This is a genomic window from Duganella sp. Dugasp78 (genome assembly GCF_059491455.1).
Window position 1 is genome coordinate 159,399 of record NZ_CP168506.1, and the last position, 20,621, is coordinate 180,019.

Genomic DNA, 20,621 nt, shown 5'->3' on the forward strand with positions numbered 1-20,621 from the left:
TCAAAGCGTCTCCTTGTTATCGATGCACACCACGGCGTCTGCAGACGCCGCGGCGCACCCTGTTAGTAATTGATACCGGCCCGCCCACCGCAGAGGGATTTGTGATCAGCCGGCCGACAGCATGGCCGACATGCCGATCAGCGTGGGATATTGTTCGGTGATGACGAAGGTGGGGATGTGCGCCAGGTAGTCCGAGAAGCGGCCCTTCTGCTCGAAGCGCGCGCGGAAGCCGGAGCGCTCGAAGAACTCGCTCATCTGCGGCACGATGCGGCCGCCGATGTAGATGCCGCCCTTGGCGCCCAGGGTCAGCGCGACGTTGCCGGCCACGGTGCCGAGCATCTCGCAGAAGGCCTCCAGCGTCTCCTCGCACACGGGGCACAGGCGATGCAGGCCGCGCTCCATGATCTGCGCGGTGTTCAGGTTCTGCGGCTCGATGCGGGCGCGTTCGGCCAGCGCGCGGTACACCAGCGCGATGCCGATGCCCGACACCAGCCGCTCGCTCGACACGTGCTCGTGATAGCGGCGCGCATAGCGCAGGATGTCGATCTCGCGTTCGTTCATCGGCGCGAAGGTGCTGTGGCCTCCCTCGCTGTCGATGGCGATCCAGCGCTCGCCGGCCGGCACCAGGCCGGACACGCCCAGGCCCGCGTCCGCGCCCACCAGGCCGATGGTGGCGCCGACGCGCGCCACGCCGCCGCCGATCTGGCGCTTGTGGTCCGGCGCCAGGTAGGGCAAGGCGCTGGCCAATGCGGTGAAGTCGTTCACCACCACCAGCGATTTCAAACTGAATTGCGAACACACCGCCTCGATCGAGAACGACCAGTGGTGGTTGGTCATCGTCACCCAGTCGCCGTCGATGGGATTGGCGATGGCGATGCCGGCGAAGCGCGCCTGGTAGCCGCCCGCCGCCACCGTGGCCGCCTGCGACAGGTAGGCCACCAGCGCCGCGCCGAGGGTCGGATAGGCCGCGCACTCGGTCACCCAGATCGCCTCGATCCGGTTGGGGGCCGTCTCCAGGCCGAAGCTGGCGCTGGTGCCGCCGATGTCGGCCAGCAGGCGGGGGCCGTTCGCGAGGTGCGAAAAAGATTCGCGTTTCATGGGTCTCTTCCTTGTTATTACCGGCGGCTCGATTATATGTCAGGTCACTCATGAAAACGTTTTCAAGCGCCTTTTTCATTAAATACCGTATCGCGATGAAAGTCAATGCAGCATCGGGCATGGTTTTGGCTGGAAATCGTGAAATTTATGGTAATCTTGCAAGGAAAAGGTTTTCAGATAAGAATAGAAATAAGACTAGGACTCGCCTTGGCAGATATACCCCACTCCTCCGGCCCATCGACCCTGATGGATGTTGCACGCCAGGCCGGAGTGTCGCCCAGTACCGTGTCGCGCATCCTCAACGGCACCGCCAAGGTGTCGGACGACAAGCGCCTGGCCGTGCTGGCCGCCATCGACAAAATGAAATTCGCGCCCAACCAGATGGCGCAGGGCCTGAAAAAGGGCCGCTCGATGACCATCGGCATCGTGGTGCAGGACATCTCCTCCCCCTTCTTCGACGAAACGCTGCGCGGCGTCGACGACGGCTTGAAGGGCACCGGCTACGCCTCGGTGATCGTCAGCGGCCACTGGAACGCGGAAGAGGAAGCGGACCGCATGCGCCTGCTGCTGGCGCGCAAGGTCGACGGCATCATCCTGCTGTCGGGCCGCATGTCGGACCAGGCCGTGCTGGGCTTTGCCAGCCAGCGTCCCATCGTCTCCACCGGCCGCGCGCTGCAGACCCGCAGCGCGCTGGGCTTCAAGCTGGACAACGAAGCGGGCGCCTGCATGGCGGTCCACCACCTGATCGAGCTGGGGCATCGAAAGATCGCCTTCATCTCCGGTCCGGCCAACAACATCGACGCCGCCGAGCGCCTGGCCGGCTACACCCGCGCGCTGAGCGAGGCGCGCATCGAGCTGGACCCGAACCTGATCGTCGAGGGCAACTACCACGAGTCCAGCGGCATGCTGGCCATGAACCGCCTGTTCGACACGCACCAGCAATTCACCGCGGTCTTCGCGGCCAACGACCTGAGCGCGTATGGCGCGCGGCTGGCGCTGTACCGCAAGGGCATCCGCGTGCCGGACGACATCTCGCTGGTCGGCTTCGACGATTTGCCCGGCTCCTCATATACCACGCCGCCTTTAACGACTATACGCCAGCCCTTGTATGACATCGGCCGCATCGCCACCCAGGCGCTGCTGCGCATCATCAACGGCGAGGAAGCGCGGGGCGAAGTGCCGCCGCTGGAGCTGATCGTGCGCGAAACCACGCGGCGCGTGCGCTGACCGTAGTAGCCACACGGAAAACTGGCCTTTTCTGCACCGAAGCCCCAACCGCTTTACAATGGCGGACGTTTCGGCAAAAATCACCTCGATCTTTTCACATCGTCAAACCAACAAAAGGAAGAACAATGGAACATACCCTGCCACCACTGCCATATGCAATCGACGCCCTGGCGCCGCACATCTCGCAAGAAACGCTGGAATACCACTACGGTAAGCACCATCAAACGTATGTGACCAACCTGAACAACCTGATCAAGGGCACCGAGTTCGAGAACCTGTCCCTGGAAGAGATCATCAAGAAATCGTCCGGCGGCATCTTCAACAACTCGGCCCAGGTATGGAACCACACCTTCTACTGGAACGGCCTGACCCCGAACGGCAAAGGCGCACCATCGGGCGCGCTGGCCGACGCGATCAACGCCAAGTGGGGTTCGTTCGACAAGTTCAAGGAAGAGTTCACCAAGTCGTGCGTAGGCAACTTCGGTTCGAGCTGGACCTGGCTGGTGAAAAAAGCCGACGGTACGCTGGACATCGTCAACACCTCCAACGCCGCCACCCCGCTGACCACCGACGCCAAAGCGCTGCTGACCTGCGACCTGTGGGAGCACGCCTACTACATCGACTACCGCAATGCGCGTCCTAAGTATGTCGAGACCTTCTTCAAGCTGGCCAACTGGGACTTCGCAGCCGCGAACTTCGCTTAAGCGATTCCGGACTGCTGCTGAAAAGCCCCCTTGTGGGGTAATGCCGTTCAGTTAAGCTTGAGTCGCCCGCCGTCATTCCCGCGAAAGCGGGAATCCATACACCGCGAGTGAGCTTGTCCGGCATGGATTCCCGCCTTCGCGGGAATGACGAGCCTATTGGAGCTGCAGGGTCTTGACGGCCTTGAACTCGCTCTTCTCTCCGGCGCCGGAGGCGGTGTTGTGGCTCTCCTTGCGGATCGACACCAGCCGGTTGCCGGCCAGCGCGTAGACGCTGGACTCGTCATTCTTCGCCTCGAAGGTCACCACGATGAACGCGCGGCCATAGACGTTCTGCGTCACGCGGCTGGCCAGCGGCGTGCCGTCGGCCGCGATCCATACGTTCAGGCGGCCGTCAAATTCCTTGACATATTTGCGATCGCGATCGGCCAGCGCGTCGATGCCCTGCGCGAAGGTGAGCAGGCGCGCCGGCTTGCCCTGGTAGACATCGGCCTTCTCGGCCACGAAGCTGGTCTTCTCCAGCATGTGCGACAGACTGCTGGCAGCCGAGATCATGGGCCGCAGATCGGTCGGGCTGAATTCGCGCGCCGCGTTCAGCGTCGGCGTCTTGGCGTTGGGGTTGCGGGCCAGTGTCGTTGCCTCGGCATCGAGCCTGGCCAGCATCTCGCGGCTGTAGCTGAGCTGCATGCCGCGCTGGCCGTCCTCGATGGCGACGACGGCCTGCCCATTGGTTTCATCGGCATCCTTGCCTTCGCCGTTGCGGCGCCACACGCTCGAATCCAGCGAGGCCTTTAACGGCACCGGCTCCTGCAAGCGCTCCAGCGCGGCCTTCAGGTCGGCCAGGCCGTCGGCGCGTGCGGCGGTGCCGGCCAGCGCCAGCACGGGAATCAATACCAGTTTCGATAAACGCATTCAGTCCTCTTTCTCAAGCGTGGCCCAGACGGCCAGCCGTCATGGTAACGGTTCTGCCGCAACGCGCGGCGATCGACAAATCGTGGGTGACCAGCACCAGCGTCGAGCCGCGCTCGCGATTGAGCGCGAACATCAACTCGATCACCGCCGCGCCGGTGGCCGCGTCGAGCGCGCCGGTCGGTTCGTCAGCCAGCAGCAAGGGCGGCTCGCAGACAAAGGCGCGCGCCAGCGCCACCCGCTGCTGCTCGCCGCCGGACATATACCTCGGATAGTGCCGCAAGCGGGCCGACAAACCCACCCGCTCCAGCATCGCCTTCGCCTTCTCGCTGGCCTGCCCTTCTCCGCGCAGCTCCAGCGGCAGCATGACGTTCTCCAGCGCCGTCAGATGCGGCAGCAGCTGGAAGGACTGGAAAACGAAGCCCACATTCTGCTGCCGGAACACGGCACGGCCGTCCTCCGTGAGCTGGAAGATATCGGTGTTCTCCAGCGCCACCGTGCCGCTGGTCGGCAGGTCCAGCCCCGCCAGTATGCCCAGCAGCGTCGACTTGCCGGAGCCAGAGGCGCCGACGATGGCCAGCGTCTCCCCGGCTTGCACCGTCAGGTCGACATCATGCAGGATGGTCAGTTCGCCGGTGGCGTCGGCCACCCGCTTGCTCAGTTTTTTTACCGCGATCGCAGGCCGCAACAGGCTGGCGGCGAGATTCATATTGGTCATTGCTACTCCTAGTTTTCACGAAGACTCAGTAATGGCGGCTGGTTCAGCACACCGCGCAGGCCCGCCCAACCGCCGCACATGGCGCACAGCGCGCCGGCCACCAGGCTGGCGATCCACACCAGCGGCGACCAATGCCATTCCAGGTGAAAGCTGAAGCGCGCCAGCGCCCAGCTGGCGACGGTGGCACCGCCGGCGGCCAGCAAGCCCGCCAGGGCGCCGGTCAGCAGATGCTCTATCCATTGGGCCTGCGACAGCTGCCTGCGCGTCGCGCCCAGCGCGCGCAGCAGGGCCGCCTGGCGCTTGCGCGCATCCAGCGATCCCGCCATCGCCGCGTACAGTACCAGTAATCCCGACAGCAGCGTGAAGCCGAACAAAAATTCCACCGCCGCACTGACCTGCGCCAGCATATCCTGCATGCGCTGGATGAAGGCGCTGATATCGAACACGCTGAGGTTCGGATAATCGCGCGCCAACAGGTAGGCGAAGCGCCGGTCGTCGGCCGGCACATGCGCCGTTGTCGCCAGCGTCATCGGCATGCCGGCCATCAGCCTGGGCGCCACCTCGAACGCGGCGCCCACCTGGTGTGCGCGCCAGTCGACCTTGCGCAGGCTGGTGGCCTTGACCTCCAGCGTTTCGCCGGCCACGTCGAAGCTCAGGCGGTCGCCCAGCCTGATGCCGAGGATCTCTGCGATGCCATGGTCCACCGACACCTCCGCCGCGCCGCCGTCGTACCAGCGGCCGGCGGTGAGGGTGTTGGGCGCTTGCAGCAGGTCGGCCTGCTCGATTTCGAGTTCGCGCTCGACCAGATCCTTCGCGCGCGGATCGGCCGATTGCGCGGGCTTGCCGTTGATGGCGGTCAGCCGTGCGCGGCTCAGCACATGCATTTGCGGCTGGCCGTATTTTTTCAGGCGCGCCGCAAGTTCCTGCCGCTGGTCCGGCTGGATGTTGATGATGTAGTGGTTCGGCGCGCCGTCCGGCGTGGCCCGATGCCAGGCCGCCAGCAGGTCGCCGCGCACCACCGTCAGCAGCAGCAAGGCGGTCAGGCCCAGCGCCAGCGCGACGATCGTCGTCACGCTGGCGATCGGACGGCGGCGCATGTCGGTGATGGCGAAGCGCCAGGCCGGATGATTGAACAGGCCGCGCAACCGCTGCAGCGAACCGACGCCCAGCCAGGCCACCAGGCCGAACACACAGCCACACAGCGCGAAGCCGACCGCCGCCACCAGGCCAAGCATGACATCGTCGGTCTGCCACACCAGCAAGGCAGTGAAGGCGGCGGCGCCCAGCGCATAGCCTGCGATGGTGCGCGCCTGCGGCGCTTCCTGCTCGCGCCGCAGCAGGCGCACCTGCGACACATTGCGCAACTGGATCAGCGGCGGCAGCGCGAAGCCGAGCAGCATCACCAGTCCCGCCGCCAGTCCTTGCAGCGCCGGCTGCCAGCCGGGCGGCGGCAGGTCGGCAGCCACCAGCTTGCCCAGCCACTCCAGCAGCACGAAGTGGCAGCCGAATCCCAGCAGCACGCCGGCGGCGCTGCCGGCCACGCCCAGCATCAGGAACTCCAGCAGATACATGCGCGTCTGCTGCGCCTGCGTCTGACCCAGGCAGCGCAGCACGGCGCAGGCGTCGAGGTGGCGCCGCATGAAGCGCCCCGCCGCCATCGCCACCGCGATCCCGGCCAACAGCGCGGACAACAGGCTGACCAGCGACAGGAACTGCCGCACCTGGTCCTGCATGGACTGGCTGTCCTCGCCCATCGATGCGAGCGAACTGATTTCGATACCCAGCTTGGGCGCGGCCGCGAGGCGCGCCTTGAGCCATTGTTCGAAGCCGGCCACCTGCGCCGGCTCGCCCGCCAGCAGCAGGCGGTAGGTGGCGATGGCATGCTGTTGCAGCAGCTGGGTGGACATCAGGTCGACGCTGGAGATCATGGCGCGCGGCGCCAGCGTCAGGAAGGATGCGGCGGCGTCGGGCTCCGCGGCGATCACGCCGGCCACCGTCAGGCTGCGTTCACCGATGCGCAGCGTGGAGCCGATGTGCAGGTTCAGCGCCGCCGTCAGCGTCGCGCCCACCCACACGGTGCCCGGCGCGGGGACGGCCGTGGCCACGGCATCCGGCTGGCCGTCGCGGCGCAGCTTCACGTGGCCGCGCAGGGGATAGGCATCGCTGACGCTTTTCAGCGCAACCAGCATCGACATGCCCTGCTCGTCGCGGCCGGCGACCGCCATGTTCAGCATGGCGACCGTGTCCGCGCTGCGCAGGCCGCGCCGCTGCGCCTCGGCGCGCACGTCGACGGGCAATGGTTGGTCGGATGCCAGCACCAGGTCGGCGGCCAGCACCTGGTTGGCGTTGCGCGCGATGCCGGCGCCCATGCGCGCGGCGAAGAAGTTCACCGACGACAGCGCCGCCACCGACAGCATCAGCGCCGCCAGCAAAAACCGCAACTCGCCCGCACGCCAGTCGCGCAGCAACATGGAAAACGCCAGTCTGAACATCTCGCTGCTTTCGATATAAAAAAAGCAGCATGCCCAAACCTGGCGCGGCCGGCCGCCGGAATGCGACGAAACGCCGGCAGCGGCGATGGTTTGCAAAAATCGACGACTGGATTGCCCGGCACAATGTCACCGGCATGCCGGCCGCCGCTTCGATTACGGACGTGGGGCCGGCGGCGAGCTGGTTCTCGACCAGTCGCGCCGCTCCGGACGCTCCTCCGTAAGCTCGTCGTGGAAGGCGCCGTCCACCACCGGTATCGTCTCGACGTGATCGAAGCCGATGTCGGCATCCGCCGGCAAGGTCTCCACATCCACTCCGGCGCGTTCGCCGGTGCCTTCGGCGTCGGTGTCGCTATCGAGGCCGAGATCCGGCTCGCCGACGACGTCGCTGCCGCTGTCGGAGTTGTCGCTGGGGCCCAGCGCCCGCGTGCCGTGGCCGCGCCCCAGTGTGCGGTCGGTGCCTACCGGTATGTTGTCCGGGTCCAAGGTACTGTCAGACATGATCTGTTCCTCCCTATGAAACCTCCATTTGACCACCGCCGCCGTGGCCGTTCCGTGCGTGGCCGCGCATAAAAGCTATCGTTCCAATAGGAATTTTTTACTTTACAAATGTATTATTCATCTCTATAGTTAACTCATCCCGCAGCCAACCCAAAGGAGCAGCATCATGAGCATCACGACTAAAAACCTGATCACCGCCGCCGCCACCGCCGCATTTGCCATCGCCGCCACGGCCACCACCGTCACCAACGCGTTTGCGCAAACCACCGCGCCGGCCGCGACCACCGCCACGGCCACCACCACAGCCACCACCGCCGCGCAAACCGCTGTGGCCAACGGCGCGCTGGCCACGGCCACCAAAGCCCAACCGGCAGGCCTGACCCGCGCACAAGTGCAGGCGGAGTTCCTGGAAGCGCGCAAGAACGGCACGCTGATCGAGACCGAGGCCGACATGGATGTCGCCCAGACCCGGAAGCACAACGCCAAGTAATCGGAACCACGCCCCATGACATCGCCACGCGCCGTCCAGCCCTTCGCCCTCGCAGCCTGCGTGCTGGCGATGCTGGCCGGCTGCGCCGACATGGGCAAGATCACGCCGCAGGCGGTCGCGCTGGAACCGGCCGGACTGAATCCCGGCAAAGCCATCGCCGCCGCCAGCGCCAACGTCGGCTGGCCAGAGCAGCAATGGTGGCAGGCGCTGCACGACGAGCAGCTGAACCAGCTGGTGGCCGCCGCGCTGGCCGACAACCCGACGCTGCGCGCCACCCAGGCGCGCGTGCGCCAGGCCGAGGCGCTGGCCGGCGTCGCCAAAGCCGGCACGCTGCCGCAGGTAACCGCATCCGCCAGCGCCGACCGCGAACTGTATTCCGCGCACAGCACCGTGCCCGCTCCGCTGGCCGGCAACTACGCCTGGAAGAACACGGCCGCGCTGTCCGGCGCCTACGACCTCGATCTGTGGGGCCGCAACCGCGATGCGCTGGCCGCCGCGCTGGACGAGGCGCACATGGCGTCGGCCGAAGCGCAGATGGCGCGGCTGACGCTGGAATCGGCCGTCGTGCGCAGCTACATCCAGCTGTCGCTGGAATACACGCTGCAGGACAGCGTGGCGCAGAACCTGGCGCAGCGCCAGCGCATCCTGGAGATCACGCGCAAGCGCCAGGCGGCGGGGCTGGCCAGCGAGATCGAAGTGGCCAGCATAGAAACCACGCTGCCGGCCGGAAGGCGCGAGCATGAGCAGATCGGTGAGTCGATCGCCCTGCTGCGCAACCAGCTGGCGGCACTGATCGGCAAAGGACCGGGCGACGGCGATGCGATCGCCCGGCCGATGCTGGCCCTCGACGCCGGCCATGGCGACGCGGTGCCCGCCGCGCTGCCGGCGGAGCTGGTCGGCCACCGGCCCGATATCGCGGCCCAGCGCTGGCGGATGGAAGCGGCCAGCGCGCGCATCGCCGGCGCCAAGGCCGATTTTTACCCGAACATCAACCTGGCGGCGTTTGTCGGCTTCCAGTCGCTGGGGTTCGCGCACTTCCTGGACGCTAACTCCTCGATGCGCGGCGTGACGCCGGCCATCAGCCTGCCGATCTTCGAAGGCGGCCGACTGCGCAGTCAACTCGGCAACCAGACCGCGCTCTATGATGGTGCGGTCGAGCAGTACAACGCGGCCGTGGTGCAGGCCATGGCCGACGTGGCCAACGCGGTGGTGCGGATCGAATCGGTCCGGCAGCAGGACAAGCTGGCGCAGCGCGCCCTGGCCTCGGCGCGCCGCCAGCAGGCGCTGGCCGAACGCGCCTACCGCGCCGGCATGACCGACGCGCTGAACGTGATCAACGCGCAGCTGACGCTATTGAACGAAGAACAGCAGATGGCGCAAGTGGCTAGCAAACAACTAGATAACTACACATTATTGATGACCGCGCTGGGCGGCGGCATAAAACTGGATTTGCCATGATGCTTAGATAGTACAATCAAATCCTTTGAAAAACGTATGAGGAGCAGGCAATGAGCAGTTTTGAAGCGACTAAAAAACGCCTGAAAAACATCCATGCCCGAATGCCGGAGTTCCCAGAGGATTTGATGCGCGTGCTGCGCATGACTTACCACATCCAGAAAAGGATGAAAGACCTGAGCAACGCGGCGCTGCGCAAATATGAACTGGTCGACGCCAGCTACATGGTGCTGGCCGTGCTGTACGGCTCGGACGACGAGACCTCGACCGCGTCCACGCTGGGCGAGGCCTGCATGGAAAAGCCGGCCAACCTGACGCGCGTGTGCAATGACCTGGAAGCCCAGGGCCTGATCTCGCGCGGCAACCGCCCCGGCGACCGCCGCTGCGTGATGATCACGCTGACCGACGCCGGCCGCGAGCTGGCCGCCAAGGTGCTGCCGGAAGTCTGGGCGACCACCACCCGCGCCTACGACGGCTACAGCCCTGAAGAAGTTAAAGTACTTGAAGCGCTGCTGAAACGGCAGCTGGATAATCTCGAAGCACTGACATAGCCTGAACTGACGCCATGAACCCTCCCCAAGCCGCCCTTCCCCACCAGGACCCAAGCGCGGCAAGGGGAGCGTTGCGCTGGCTGGCGGCGCAAACCGCCGGCTGGTTCAACACCGAGGGCGAGCGCTGGGTGTTCGTCGCCAGGACGATGCTGGCTTCCTTCTCCGCGCTGTGGCTGGCCTTCCGCCTCGGCCTCGACGCCCCCTACACCGCCCTCGCCACCACCGTGATCCTGGCGCTGCCCAGCAGCGGCATGGTGCTGGAAAAGGCTTTCTACCGTTTTCTCGGCACGCTGGTCGGCTGCTCGGCTGCATTGCTGCTGGTGGCGCTGTTCCCGCAATCGCCGCCGCTGCTGTTCATCGGCGTGGCGGTCTGGATCGCCCTGTGCACCGGCGGCGCCGCCATGCACCGCAACCAGCAATCGTACAGCTTCGTCCTGGCCGGCTATACCGCCTGCATGATCGCCGTCCCCGCCATCGACGCGCCGGACCGCGTGTTCACGCTGGCCGTCACGCGCGTGACCGAGGTCGGGCTGGGCATCATCTGCGCCGCCGTGGTGCACGACGTGGTCTTCCCGCGCCGCCATTCGCGCGCCGTGATGCGCACCGTGCAGGCGCGCTACGCCAGCTTCATCACCTTTTGCACGCAGGTGCTGGAACAGCGCCTGACGCCGGCCGAGACGGAACTCAGTCACCTGAAGTTCGCCGCCGACATCGCCGCGCTGGAATCGGGCCGCGCCGCGGCCTTCTTCGAGGCCGACCATCCGCGCTCGCACACGCGCCAGCTGCATGCCTTCAACGCCGCCTTCATGACGGTGCTGACCACCTTTTACACGCTGCACCGCCTGATCCACCGCCTGCGCGGCGCGGCCGTGGCCCACGCGCAGCCGGTACTGGAACTGGTCGAACCGATGCACGCGCATCTGGCGCAAGCGATGGGCGACGAACTCACGCCGCAGCGCATGGCGCAAATGCGCACCGGCCTGGCCCGCGACATCGCCGCCGCGCGCGCCACGCTGGCGGCAGCGGCGGTGCCACCCGAACGCGCGCAGCAAATCGACTTCGATACGGCGACGGAACTGCTGGAACGCTACGTGCGCGACCTGGAAGCCTTCGCCGGTCTGTATCACGGCCTGGCGCAGGAGAAGCGGCAGCAGGTCAGCGATCCCGGTGCCTACACGCCGAAGACGCCGCCGGCCATCATCGCCGCCAGCGGCTTCCGCGCCGGTGTCACGCTGCTGTTGACGGCGGGCGTGTGGTATTGGCTGGCCTGGCCCTTCCTCGGCAACGCCATTTTGATGGCGACTATTTTCTGCGCGCTGGCCTCATCGTCGCCGCGTCCGACGGCCCTGGTCCAGCAGGTGCTGACCGGCTTCCTGGTGGCGACGCCGCTGGCCTTCGTCACCGAATTCTTCGTGGTCGCCCGCGCCAACGACTTCCCGACGCTGATCCTCGCCGCGCTGCCGATCTTCGTGCTGGGCAGCTATCTGATCACCAGCCCGCGCTGGGCCGGCGTGGGCATCGGCATCTGCATGTTCTGCGCTACGCTGCTGGTGCCGACCAACTTGATGCGCTACGACGTGGAGAGCTTCATGAGCAGCGAACTGTCGCTGACGATGGGCGTGGCGGTGGCCTACCTGATGTTCAAGCTGATCCTGCCGGAGCACACCATGGGTCAGAAGGACCACGTGGCCGCCGCCCTGTGGCGCGAGGCGCAAGGTGCTTGCACGGCATCGATGTACCGGCTGAAGCGCCGCTTCGACAATCGCGTGCGCGACCTGCTCAGCCAACTGAACGCCGCCTCCGGCCCGGCGCCCGATGCCGCCGCGCGCGCCGTGGTGCGTCAGGGCCTGACCTTGCTGGAACTGGGGCACGCCGTGATCGAACTGCGCCAGCTGATCGCCAGCTCGCAGCCAGGTCCGGTGCCTGATGCGCTCAAGCTGGTGGTGCGTGAGCTGGCCGCCTACCTGCGGGCACCGGCGCCCGCCAGCGGCCAGGCGGCGCTGCAGTCGATACTCGATGCCGGCGCCAGCGTGCGCGCCGCCCTGCCCTCCGCCACGCCGGAGCGCCAGCTGCGCCTGCACACCGCGCTGACCGACCTGCATTCCATTTACACGTCCCTGCTGGACCAGATCACTACAGGAGAAACCGGCCATGCCGCGTGAGATCGATTTTTTCGGCGTGCTGCTGCCCGGCGTGCTGCCCTTGTTCCTCGTCAGCCTGGTGCTGCAGGTGGCGCTCGACAGCGCCTTGAGCCACCTCGGCGCCTACCGCCGCAGCTGGCATCCGGCGCTGGTGCGTCTGTGCCTGTTCGTCTGCATCTTCAGCGCCCTGCTGGTGACGCTGTATAAATAAGTATAAATAATTTAGCTCGATAAGAAAGAAAGCCCACCGTGAGTGCATCCAAAATCTTCCGTTTTTTCCTGACCATGCTGCTGCTGGCAGCCGCCCTGTGGATGGGACGCTCGGCCTGGGACCGCTACATGGAATCCGCCTGGACCCGCGACGGCCGTGTCAAGGCCGACGTGGTCACCATCAGCGCCGACGTCGCCGGCACCGTGACCGCAGTGATGGTGCGCGATAACCAGCTGGTCAAACAGGGCGACGTGCTGTTCGTGGTGGACCACGCCCGCTATCAAAGCGCGCTGGCGCAGGCCAATGCCATGCTGGCGTCGCAGCAGGTGGAGCAAGGCCGGCGCAGCAAGGAGGCCAGCCGCCGCGCGGGGCTGGATAATTCCATCATCTCGGCCGAGAGCAAGGAGACGGCGGAATTCGCGGTTGGCACCGCGACGGCGCAGTATCAAGCCGCGCTGGCGACGCGCAAGCTGGCGGAGCTGAACCTGGAACGCACGGTGGTGCGCGCACCCGTCACCGGCTACGTCACCAACCTGAACGTGCATGCGGGCGACTTCGCCGCCGTCGGCGCGGCCAAGCTGGCGATGATCGACAGCGCCTCGTTCTACGTGGTCGGTTATTTCGAGGAGACCAAGCTGCCGCTGCTGAAAGTGAACGACGCCGTCGAAGTGCACCTGATGAGTGGCGCGGCCCAGCTGCAAGGCCATATCGAAAGCATCGCCCACGGCATCACCGACCGCGACGCCAACACCGGCCGCGAACTGCTGGCCGACGTCAACCCCACCTTCAACTGGGTGCGGCTGGCGCAGCGCGTGCCGGTGCGCATCCACATCGACCGGCAGCCGAAAGCGCTCGAACTGGTGGCCGGCACCACCTGCACCGTGGTGATCCACGGCTAAGGTTTGCTAGCGCGCGCCGGCCGCGTCGACGATGGCGCCGCTGACGTAGGACGATTGAGGGCCGAGCAGCCACAAGATCGTCTCCGCGATTTCCTCGGGCTGGCCGCCGCGCAGCATCGGCACGTTCGATTCGAGCCGCGCCACGCGGCCAGGATCGCCGCCGCTGGCGTGGATGTCGGTATAGATCATGCCCGGCCGGACGCAGTTCACCCGTATGCCCTCGGCCGCCACTTCCTTCGACAGGCCCAGGGTCATCACGTCGATCGCGCCCTTGGACGAGGCGTAGTCGATGTAGACGTTGGGCGCGCCGTGCCTGGCGGCGCCGGAAGACAGGTTGACGATGCCGCCACCCTGCCCGCCATGGGCGGTCGACATGCGCCTGACCGCCTCTTTGCTGCACAAGAAATAGCTGATCACATTGGTGGTGAACACGCGCTGCAGGCGCTCCACTGACATCTCTGTCAGCCGGCACTGCTGCTCCAGGATGCCGACGTTATTGACCAGCGCCGTCAACGGCCCCAGATCCTCGTCGATGGTGGCGAACAGGCGCTGGACATCGGCCTCCACGCTGACGTCGGCCTGCACGGCGATCGCCTCGCCGCCCTCGGCGACGATCTGCGCGTGCAGCCGGTCGGCAGCCTGGGCGTCGTTCAGGTAATTAATGCAGACGGCGTAGCCGCGCCGGCTCGCCATCAGCGCGGTCGCCGCGCCTATGCCCCGGCTGCTGCCGGTGACCAGTATCACTTGTTTCATTGTAGTTCTCCCCCGTATGCCTAAGCGGCACGCCAGCCGCACAACTTAGGGGTCGGACCCCCGCCGGGGTCCGACCCCACTTGGCGGTGCGGGGTAAAAAAGCCCGCTGTTGCGGGCCGAGGTCATGCTTATTTTTCCGGGCTGACGTGGGTCAGCGCGTAGCCGACGTGCTGCCACCAGTGCTCGCGCGATTGCACGCTGCGCAGGCACTTCTTGTCGAGTTCTCCCTTGAAGACGGGATCGGCGCACTGCTTGGTCATCAGCGCGTTGCGCTGGTTCTCGGCGTTGGTCAGCGCGATCAGCAACCAGACGATGAAGCCCAGCGCCAGCACTGCCAGGCTCCATGCCACGTGGTTGATGTAGGCCCATTCGAACAGGGTTTCGATGACCGGCGAAGACTCCTTGTAGATCTTCATGACCTCGCCCTCGGCCGCCTTGCGTTCGTCGCTGATCTCTTTCATATTTTCCCCTTACTTCTTGCCGGCGCGTTCCTGGGCCGACTTGGCTACCAGGCTGTCCATCACCGCAAACATCTTCGCGTGCGCCTCGGGAACGGTCGCCAGGCCGTGCCCGGCGATGGCTGGCGAGGTCACGTAGTGACCATCGATCACCAGGGCCGGCGCGCTGTCCAGTTTATACTGGTTTGCCAGTTGCACGCCACGTTTCATCTTGGTTTGGACCGCGAAGGAATTGAAAAATTCCAGATATTTGGCCTTGTCGACGCCATTCTTCACGACGAAGTCCAGGATGGACTGGTCGGTGTTGAGGCGGTTGTGCTCGACGTGGATGGTGTGGAAGAACTTCTCGTGCAGGCCGTTGCCCAGCGCGTTCATCGCTTCCAGCGTGAAGAAGGCCTTCGCTTGCGCGTCCTCGCCCAGGTGCATGCGGCGGAATACGATCTTGTCGCCCTGCTTCTTGACCCAGTCCGCCAGCGGCGCGTCGAGCGCGTTGCAATGCGGGCAGTGGTACATGAACACTTCCAGCACCTCGACCTTCTTGCCGGTGTCCGGACGGCTGGTCCCGTCCAGCGTGTTGAAATCCAGGCCGTTCTTGAAATCGGCGGCATGGGCGCCGGCGGCGGCGGCCATGAAGGCGGCGGTGGCAATCAGGGGGCGCAGGAAGCTCAGGAAACGCATAACAGTCCTTCATCTTGGGTGAGTGGCAAACGCCGCGAGATTACCACTTTTTCCACGATGTGCAAATTAAGGAGGCGTTAAACCTCAGGGCCGGCGCCGGCGCGCCGTCTCCAGCCGTTCGCACAGCAAGGCGACGCCGTCGGCGACGCGCGGCGTGGCGCGCACCAGCTGCTCACCGTCCAGCATGAACAGGTTGCCGCGCTGGACCGCCAGCATGCCCTTGTAGCGCTTCCAGATGTTGATGCCGGATTCGGCATCGTGCTGGTCGCCGCCGAAGATGGCTTCCGGGTTTTCCTGCAATACCGCCTCGGTGCTGACGGTGGGCGCCGGCACCTTCAGCGCGGCGAACACGTTCTGGCCGCCGCAGACGCGGATCGCGTCGCTGACGATGTGCTCACCGCTGAGGGTGAAGAGCGGCTTTTCCCAGATCTGGTAGAACACCCGCACCGTCGGCCGTTGCGCGTAGGTGGCCGAGAGTTTGGCGATCTTCTGGCGGTAGTCCTGTGCCGCCTTTTGCGCGGCGGCCTCGGTGCCCATCAGCTGGCCCAGGCGGGTCAGGCTGGTGGCCACTTCGTCCAGCTTTTGCGGATCGCTGTAGAAGACCGGGATGCCCAGGCTTTTCAGCTGTTCCAGCTGGCGCGCGGTGTTCCCGCTTTTCCAGACCACCAGCAGGTCCGGGCGCAGCGCCAGCACGTGTTCCATGTCGATGGTGGCGTTGCTGCCCACCTGCGGGATGCGCTTGGCCGCTTCCGGGTAGTCGCTGTAGTTCATCACGCCGACCACGCGCTCGCCGCCGCCGGCCGCGAACAGCAGCTCGGTAATGTGCGGCGCCATCGAGATGATGCGCTGCGCCGGCTTGGCGACGGCGACGCTGTTGCCGGCGTCGTCCTGCACCGTGATGGCGGCGTGGGCGCAGAGCGGTGCGCACGCCAGCGCCAGCAGCGGCAGCAGCGGCAGAGCGTGGCGAACGGTCGTGGTCATGGCGTGCATCAGAACTCGTAGCGGGCCGACAGTTTCAGCTGGCGGCCGTCGGCGGTGTAGATGCCGTACTTGCAACCGTAAGCTTCGGAGAAGTAGCGCTTGTCGGCCAGGTTCTGGCCCGACACGGCGAACTCCCACCGGCCCAGCTTGCGGGCATAGCGCGCGTCGAGCGTGGTGTAGGACGGGATCTGGGCCGAGCAGTCGTTGTTGAAGTCACCACCGTAACGCTGGCTATCCACCCACTGCACGCCGACATCGGCGGTGTGGCCGCTGGCTGGGGTCCAGCTCAGGCGCGCGGTCAGCGTGTTCTTCGGCACCAGCACCATCTCCTTGCCGTTGTTGGAGCCTTCGGTAAACTTGGCATCCACGTGCTGGTAATGCGCGGTGAGGTTCCAGTCGGCGCTGATGCGCTGTTCTGCATCGAGTTCGAAGCCTTCGCGGCGGGTCGGCGCCAGGTTGGTGTTGGCGCCGTTGCCGAGGTTGGCCGTCGGATCGTAGAAAATCTCGTTGGTCAGGTTGTGGCGGAACACACGGCCGGTGACCTTCTGCGCGACGGTGCCGTAGCTGACGCCCAACTCCAGGTCGTGCGACTGCTGCGGTGCCAGCAGCACCTTGTTGGTGTCGACGGTGTAGCCGTTTTCATCGGCGTTGGCGACACGGTAGCTCTGGCCGGCCTTGCCGTACACGGTCAGGTGGGCAACCGGCATGTAACTCGCTTGCAGTTCCCACGCATTCAGGCCCTGCGCCAATTTGTAGGTGTTGGTGCCGTAGATGTTCAGCGGATCGCTAAAGTCCTTGTTGAAGATTTCGCGGCGCACGCCGGCCGAGACGCGGCCTTCATGGGCGGCGTCGAAACGCAGTTCATCGCGGATATACAGCGCTTTCGAATGCTGCGTGGCGTCGGCAGCCGAGAAATGGTTGCTGTCGGTACTGACGCGATTCCATACGGTCCAGTCGAAGCCTGCCACCATCTCGTTCAGCAGACCGCCAAACTCGCCCAGGCGGCGCACGCGCGGCGAGAACTGGGTCTGCTTGCTGTCGAGAGTGTAAGTGCTAGGGCCTTGGGAGCCGAAGTAAGTCGCTTCTGCCGTCTTCTTCCGGTACGACAGGTCGGCCGCCAATTCGTAAGCGCCGATGCGGCGCTGGCCGAAGGCGGTGAAACGGTCGCTATCGAGGCTGCCGTAGTTGTTGGGGGTCGAAGCCTGGCGCGGGTTGGCGTTGTACTGGGCTTCGTTCAGCGCGCCGGCAAAGCGCATGTCCTGGCGTGCGCCTTCGTAGCGGAAGCCCGCGCGGCCGGCGTTGTCGAACCATTGCGCGCCGCCGCTGAAGTGGGTCTGCTTGAATTCGTTGTTGTCGCGGTAGTTGTCGGTGCGCTGGGTGTCCAGCGTGGCGTCGGCGGCGAAGCCGTCCCAGGCCTGGAAGCCGGACACGCGCGCTTCGCCGGCGCGGAACTGGCCGCCCTCGACGAACACGCTGCCGCGGCGGCTGTTCTTTTCCGGCCGCTTGGTGACGATGTTGATCACGCCGCCGGTGGCGCCGTCGCCGTACAACACGCTGGCGCCGCCGCGCGTGATTTCGATGTGGTCCACGGTGTCGATCGGGATGGTCGACAGGATGGCGTTGCTCAGTTCATTTTCCGACAGGCGCACGCCATCCAGCACGATCACCATGTTCTGGCTGCTGTTGGCGCCGAAGCCGCGCAAATCCAGGCTGAAGTCCGGGCTGCCGTCCAGGCTTTGGCGGCCATACACGCCGCCCACTTTGCGGATCGCGGAGTTGACGTCGTTGGCGCCAGCGCGCTGGATGTCCTCGGCCGTGATGACGATGGCGCCGATCGGAGCCAGCGCCGCGTCGGCGTCGAAGCGCGAGCCGGTGACGACGACCACCGGCGCGAGCACCTGGGCGACTGCGCTGTTGCTGGCGGCAACTTGCGCCGATACGGTGGCGGGAACTGCGGCGGCAAAGCACAGGGCTACAGCGGCGGCCAGCAGGCGCGGTTGGAAAGCGGAGGAATGCATGTCAGGTCAGGTCATTTTCAAAAGAGACATCCGCCTGCGTCCCCGCAAGCCGGAAGTGTACGGAAGCCGCGCGGAACTTGTCACTGCGCGCTTCCCCCTGTCTGGCCGATATCCGGGCTGGCAAGGCTGAAAAGAGCCTCGCGTTACCGTTGCGGGGGCAGCACACCTTGGCCGTCGCACTGTCTGCGCGGGTGGCCTTGTGTTTCCCGTTTAACTGCGCATGTGAGCACATGGGCAAGCACCAGAACCCCGGCATTATACGCTTGCGTCCTGGATGATTCACATTTTGGATAGGACCTATCTATATTTCGTGCATTGATTACCACGGCTGCGCTCTTTATAGTGAGGTCATACTCAAACCGGAGTTTTGCCATGACTATCTTGCCTAGCTATTTCCTCTCCCACGGCGGCGGCCCGTGGCCGTTCATGATGGACCAGGTGGGCCATCTGTACGGCCAGCTGGACGCCTCGCTGCGCGATATCCCGCGCCAGCTCGGCGTGACGCCGAAGGCGGTGCTGGTGATTACCGCGCATTGGGAGGAGCGTGACTTCACGCTGTCGTCGTCGGCCAGGCCGACTATGATCTACGACTATGGCGGCTTCCCGCCGCATACCTATGAGGTGCGTTACAGCGCACCGGGTTCGCCGGAGCTGGCGGCGCAGGTCCAGCAGTTGCTGGATGCGGGCGGTTACCCGGCGCAGCTGGACGCGCAGCGCGGCTTCGACCACGGCACCTTCAGCGCCATGTATCCGGTCTATCCGGATGCGGACGTGCCCATCGTGCAGTTGTCGCTCAAGCGCGGCCTCGATCCGTTGACGCACCTGGAAGTGGGGCGTTTGCTGGCGCCCTTGCGCGAGCAGGGTGTGCTGATCGTCGGCAGCGGGCTGAGTTACCACAATCTGCGCGCCTTCAACGCCCAGGGCGCGGCGGCCTCGCACGCCTTCGACGGCTGGCTGCGCGCGACGATGGCGCTGCCGCCGCGGGAACGCACGGCGCGGTTGATGGAGTGGGAGCAGGCGCCGGCCGCGCGCATGGCGCATCCGCGCGAGGAGCATCTGCTGCCGTTGATGGTGGTGCTGGGCGCGTCGGAGAACGACGCGGCGTCCGTGCCGTATCACGAGGACGCGTTCATGGGATCGCTAGCGGTGTCGAGCTTCCGCTTCGGCTAGGCGCCGTCATTCCCGCGCAGGCGGGAATCCATACTTCGCCTGCGCAGTTAGCTCAGCATAGGTTCCCGCCTGCGCGGCGGTCCGCCGATGCGGAACGACGGGGGTCAGGTGCCGCGCTTGCCGTTGGCGTAGGCTTCGGCCTTGGCGGCGGCGATGGCGGCCTTCTCGGCGGCCTTGACCGCCATCTCGGCATCATGCACCGCCAGCCGCTCCTTGCGGCTGGCCGGCGTCTCCAGCGAGATGCGGCCCAGGATGCCGCTGCGGTAGTCGCCCAGGAAGGTGTGCGACGCCTTCTCGAAATCGAGGTCGCCGCCCTTCTGGCGGAAGCCGCGCTTGGCCGCCACGCCCTCCACCACCGCGATGCCGTCGAAGCTCTCGATGTCCTTGAAGCCGTAACGTGCCACCAGCAGCTGCGGGTAATACTTCAGCATCTCGTCGGCCAGGAACACCGCCACTTCCTCCTCGATCAGCGCGTTCGAGCCGATCGCGTGGCTGGCGGCCAGCATCAAACCGTCGCTCGGCAGCGCGATCTTCGGCCACAGCATGCCCGGCGTGTCGACCAGGATGGTGTTCTTGTCCAGGTAAAGCTTCTGCTGCTGCTTGGTCACCGCCGGCTCGTCACCGACCTTGGCCACGCGCTTTTTCAGCAGCGCGTTCATCAGCGTCGACTTGCCGACGTTGGGGATCCCCATGATCATGATGCGCAGCGGCTTGGTCGGCACGCCGCGGTGCGGCGCCAGCTGCTTGGCCAGTTCCGGCACGCGCGCGACGTCGGCCGGCTTCTTGGTCGTCATCGCGAACGCGGTCACGCCCTCCTGCGCGTTGTAGTAGGCCACCCAGGCCGCCGTGGCGGCCGGATCGGCCAGGTCGATCTTGTTGAGGATCTTCAGGCACGGACGCTGGCGGAACTTGCGCAGCTCCTCCACCATCGGATTGGTGCTGGCCTCGGGCAGGCGCGCGTCGACCACCTCGATCACCAGATCGGTGTTCTCCATCTGCTCGGCCGCCTTTTTCTTGGCGGCGTTCATGTGCCCCGGGTACCATTGTATCGACATGCTCTGACCTTCAAATTCGTTCTGACAATCCGCTATTTTACCTGCTGGCCCGCCGGGACTTCGGATATCATGAGGCGCTTTTCCCTTTTTCTGATTATATAAACAATATTATTTCTCC

The 20,621-nt window shown here is 65.5% G+C and carries 20 protein-coding genes and 1 riboswitch; of the genes, 9 read left to right on the forward strand and 11 right to left on the reverse strand.

Annotation, left to right across the window (positions count from 1 at the left end; all coding sequences use genetic code 11):
• Positions 1–105: 105 nt before the first annotated feature.
• Positions 106–1,098 (reverse strand): glucokinase, encoded by a 993-nt coding sequence (locus ACEN9O_RS00695; protein WP_495615754.1) that lies wholly within the window; start codon positions 1,096–1,098, stop codon positions 106–108.
• 246 nt (positions 1,099–1,344) lie between these two features.
• Between ACEN9O_RS00695 and ACEN9O_RS00700 the strand changes: the two genes are divergently transcribed.
• Together ACEN9O_RS00700 and sodB are read left to right on the forward strand one after the other, a co-directional pair.
• On the forward strand, positions 1,345–2,325 hold the full coding sequence (locus ACEN9O_RS00700) for a LacI family DNA-binding transcriptional regulator (RefSeq protein ID WP_495618408.1): 981 nt from the start codon (positions 1,345–1,347) through the stop codon (positions 2,323–2,325).
• 125 nt (positions 2,326–2,450) lie between these two features.
• A complete protein-coding gene (sodB, locus tag ACEN9O_RS00705; RefSeq protein WP_495615755.1) occupies positions 2,451–3,029 on the forward strand; it encodes a superoxide dismutase [Fe] in 579 nt (192 codons plus the stop codon).
• Between the two features lie 153 nt (positions 3,030–3,182).
• Here the strand turns inward: sodB and ACEN9O_RS00710 are convergent, their stop codons facing one another.
• From ACEN9O_RS00710 to ACEN9O_RS00725, 4 genes are all read right to left on the reverse strand, one after another.
• On the reverse strand, positions 3,183–3,938 hold the full coding sequence (locus ACEN9O_RS00710; RefSeq protein ID WP_495615756.1) for a hypothetical protein: 756 nt from the start codon (positions 3,936–3,938) through the stop codon (positions 3,183–3,185).
• Between the two features lie 13 nt (positions 3,939–3,951).
• Positions 3,952–4,653 carry an ABC transporter ATP-binding protein gene (locus tag ACEN9O_RS00715; protein ID WP_495615757.1) on the reverse strand — a complete coding sequence of 234 codons (702 nt, stop codon included), beginning with the start codon at positions 4,651–4,653 and terminating at the stop codon, positions 3,952–3,954.
• An 8-nt stretch (positions 4,654–4,661) separates the two neighbouring features.
• Complete coding sequence (locus tag ACEN9O_RS00720; protein ID WP_495615758.1) at positions 4,662–7,124, reverse strand: ABC transporter permease; 2,463 nt, start codon at positions 7,122–7,124, stop codon at positions 4,662–4,664.
• Between the two features lie 174 nt (positions 7,125–7,298).
• The gene (locus tag ACEN9O_RS00725) at positions 7,299–7,643 is read right to left on the reverse strand and encodes a hypothetical protein (protein WP_495615759.1); all 345 of its coding nucleotides are present in this window, start codon (positions 7,641–7,643) and stop codon (positions 7,299–7,301) included.
• Positions 7,644–7,809: 166 nt separating this feature from the next.
• Here ACEN9O_RS00725 and ACEN9O_RS00730 point away from each other — a divergent pair, with 166 nt between their 5' ends.
• Genes ACEN9O_RS00730 through ACEN9O_RS00755 form a run of 6 tightly spaced genes read left to right on the forward strand, consistent with a single transcriptional unit; the run spans position 7,810 to position 13,390 of the window.
• Entirely contained in the window at positions 7,810–8,133 is a 324-nt protein-coding gene (locus ACEN9O_RS00730) for a DUF4148 domain-containing protein (protein ID WP_495615760.1), read from the forward strand.
• 15 nt (positions 8,134–8,148) lie between these two features.
• Positions 8,149–9,591 (forward strand): efflux transporter outer membrane subunit, encoded by a 1,443-nt coding sequence (locus ACEN9O_RS00735; RefSeq protein ID WP_495615761.1) that lies wholly within the window; start codon positions 8,149–8,151, stop codon positions 9,589–9,591.
• A 50-nt stretch (positions 9,592–9,641) separates the two neighbouring features.
• The gene (locus ACEN9O_RS00740) at positions 9,642–10,139 is read left to right on the forward strand and encodes a MarR family winged helix-turn-helix transcriptional regulator (RefSeq protein WP_495615762.1); all 498 of its coding nucleotides are present in this window, start codon (positions 9,642–9,644) and stop codon (positions 10,137–10,139) included.
• 14 nt (positions 10,140–10,153) lie between these two features.
• On the forward strand, positions 10,154–12,301 hold the full coding sequence (locus ACEN9O_RS00745) for an FUSC family protein (protein ID WP_495615763.1): 2,148 nt from the start codon (positions 10,154–10,156) through the stop codon (positions 12,299–12,301).
• On the forward strand, positions 12,291–12,491 hold the full coding sequence (locus ACEN9O_RS00750; protein ID WP_116992902.1) for a DUF1656 domain-containing protein: 201 nt from the start codon (positions 12,291–12,293) through the stop codon (positions 12,489–12,491). The genes ACEN9O_RS00745 and ACEN9O_RS00750 overlap by 11 nt, the downstream gene beginning before the upstream one ends.
• Before the next feature lie 38 nt (positions 12,492–12,529).
• Complete coding sequence (locus ACEN9O_RS00755) at positions 12,530–13,390, forward strand: efflux RND transporter periplasmic adaptor subunit (protein WP_495615764.1); 861 nt, start codon at positions 12,530–12,532, stop codon at positions 13,388–13,390.
• A 6-nt stretch (positions 13,391–13,396) separates the two neighbouring features.
• Here the strand turns inward: ACEN9O_RS00755 and ACEN9O_RS00760 are convergent, their stop codons facing one another.
• The 5 genes from ACEN9O_RS00760 to ACEN9O_RS00780 form a co-directional block, all read right to left on the reverse strand.
• Positions 13,397–14,143 (reverse strand): SDR family oxidoreductase, encoded by a 747-nt coding sequence (locus tag ACEN9O_RS00760; protein WP_495615765.1) that lies wholly within the window; start codon positions 14,141–14,143, stop codon positions 13,397–13,399.
• Positions 14,144–14,271: 128 nt separating this feature from the next.
• Entirely contained in the window at positions 14,272–14,604 is a 333-nt protein-coding gene (locus ACEN9O_RS00765; RefSeq protein WP_495615766.1) for a hypothetical protein, read from the reverse strand.
• Positions 14,605–14,613: 9 nt separating this feature from the next.
• Positions 14,614–15,279 (reverse strand): thiol:disulfide interchange protein DsbA/DsbL, encoded by a 666-nt coding sequence (locus tag ACEN9O_RS00770; protein ID WP_495615767.1) that lies wholly within the window; start codon positions 15,277–15,279, stop codon positions 14,614–14,616.
• Between the two features lie 84 nt (positions 15,280–15,363).
• On the reverse strand, positions 15,364–16,269 hold the full coding sequence (locus ACEN9O_RS00775; RefSeq protein WP_495615768.1) for a cobalamin-binding protein: 906 nt from the start codon (positions 16,267–16,269) through the stop codon (positions 15,364–15,366).
• Positions 16,269–18,278 (reverse strand): TonB-dependent receptor, encoded by a 2,010-nt coding sequence (locus ACEN9O_RS00780; RefSeq protein ID WP_495615769.1) that lies wholly within the window; start codon positions 18,276–18,278, stop codon positions 16,269–16,271. The genes ACEN9O_RS00775 and ACEN9O_RS00780 overlap by 1 nt, the downstream gene beginning before the upstream one ends.
• 86 nt (positions 18,279–18,364) lie before the next feature.
• Positions 18,365–18,539, reverse strand: a riboswitch (cobalamin riboswitch).
• A gap of 111 nt (positions 18,540–18,650) precedes the next feature.
• On the opposite strand from ACEN9O_RS00780, the gene ACEN9O_RS00785 reads away from it, so the two are divergent.
• A complete protein-coding gene (locus ACEN9O_RS00785) occupies positions 18,651–19,448 on the forward strand; it encodes a DODA-type extradiol aromatic ring-opening family dioxygenase (protein WP_495615770.1) in 798 nt (265 codons plus the stop codon).
• 104 nt (positions 19,449–19,552) lie between these two features.
• Here the strand turns inward: ACEN9O_RS00785 and ylqF are convergent, their stop codons facing one another.
• Entirely contained in the window at positions 19,553–20,503 is a 951-nt protein-coding gene (gene ylqF / locus ACEN9O_RS00790) for a ribosome biogenesis GTPase YlqF (RefSeq protein ID WP_495615771.1), read from the reverse strand.
• Between the last annotated feature and the right edge of the window lie 118 nt (positions 20,504–20,621).

What these genes read in the sequence shown, in the direction of transcription:
- ACEN9O_RS00695 (WP_495615754.1), bottom strand. Translation starts at nt 1,098, where the DNA reads ATGAAACGCGAATCTTTTTCGCACCTCGCGAACGGCCCCCGCCTGCTG.
- ACEN9O_RS00700 (WP_495618408.1), top strand. Translation starts at nt 1,345, where the DNA reads ATGGATGTTGCACGCCAGGCCGGAGTGTCGCCCAGTACCGTGTCGCGC.
- sodB (WP_495615755.1), top strand. Translation starts at nt 2,451, where the DNA reads ATGGAACATACCCTGCCACCACTGCCATATGCAATCGACGCCCTGGCG.
- ACEN9O_RS00710 (WP_495615756.1), bottom strand. Translation starts at nt 3,938, where the DNA reads ATGCGTTTATCGAAACTGGTATTGATTCCCGTGCTGGCGCTGGCCGGC.
- ACEN9O_RS00715 (WP_495615757.1), bottom strand. Translation starts at nt 4,653, where the DNA reads ATGACCAATATGAATCTCGCCGCCAGCCTGTTGCGGCCTGCGATCGCG.
- ACEN9O_RS00720 (WP_495615758.1), bottom strand. Translation starts at nt 7,124, where the DNA reads ATGTTGCTGCGCGACTGGCGTGCGGGCGAGTTGCGGTTTTTGCTGGCG.
- ACEN9O_RS00725 (WP_495615759.1), bottom strand. Translation starts at nt 7,643, where the DNA reads ATGTCTGACAGTACCTTGGACCCGGACAACATACCGGTAGGCACCGAC.
- ACEN9O_RS00730 (WP_495615760.1), top strand. Translation starts at nt 7,810, where the DNA reads ATGAGCATCACGACTAAAAACCTGATCACCGCCGCCGCCACCGCCGCA.
- ACEN9O_RS00735 (WP_495615761.1), top strand. Translation starts at nt 8,149, where the DNA reads ATGACATCGCCACGCGCCGTCCAGCCCTTCGCCCTCGCAGCCTGCGTG.
- ACEN9O_RS00740 (WP_495615762.1), top strand. Translation starts at nt 9,642, where the DNA reads ATGAGCAGTTTTGAAGCGACTAAAAAACGCCTGAAAAACATCCATGCC.
- ACEN9O_RS00745 (WP_495615763.1), top strand. Translation starts at nt 10,154, where the DNA reads ATGAACCCTCCCCAAGCCGCCCTTCCCCACCAGGACCCAAGCGCGGCA.
- ACEN9O_RS00750 (WP_116992902.1), top strand. Translation starts at nt 12,291, where the DNA reads ATGCCGCGTGAGATCGATTTTTTCGGCGTGCTGCTGCCCGGCGTGCTG.
- ACEN9O_RS00760 (WP_495615765.1), bottom strand. Translation starts at nt 14,143, where the DNA reads ATGAAACAAGTGATACTGGTCACCGGCAGCAGCCGGGGCATAGGCGCG.
- ACEN9O_RS00765 (WP_495615766.1), bottom strand. Translation starts at nt 14,604, where the DNA reads ATGAAAGAGATCAGCGACGAACGCAAGGCGGCCGAGGGCGAGGTCATG.
- ACEN9O_RS00770 (WP_495615767.1), bottom strand. Translation starts at nt 15,279, where the DNA reads ATGCGTTTCCTGAGCTTCCTGCGCCCCCTGATTGCCACCGCCGCCTTC.
- ACEN9O_RS00775 (WP_495615768.1), bottom strand. Translation starts at nt 16,269, where the DNA reads ATGCACGCCATGACCACGACCGTTCGCCACGCTCTGCCGCTGCTGCCG.
- ACEN9O_RS00780 (WP_495615769.1), bottom strand. Translation starts at nt 18,278, where the DNA reads ATGCATTCCTCCGCTTTCCAACCGCGCCTGCTGGCCGCCGCTGTAGCC.
- ACEN9O_RS00785 (WP_495615770.1), top strand. Translation starts at nt 18,651, where the DNA reads ATGACTATCTTGCCTAGCTATTTCCTCTCCCACGGCGGCGGCCCGTGG.
- ylqF (WP_495615771.1), bottom strand. Translation starts at nt 20,503, where the DNA reads ATGTCGATACAATGGTACCCGGGGCACATGAACGCCGCCAAGAAAAAG.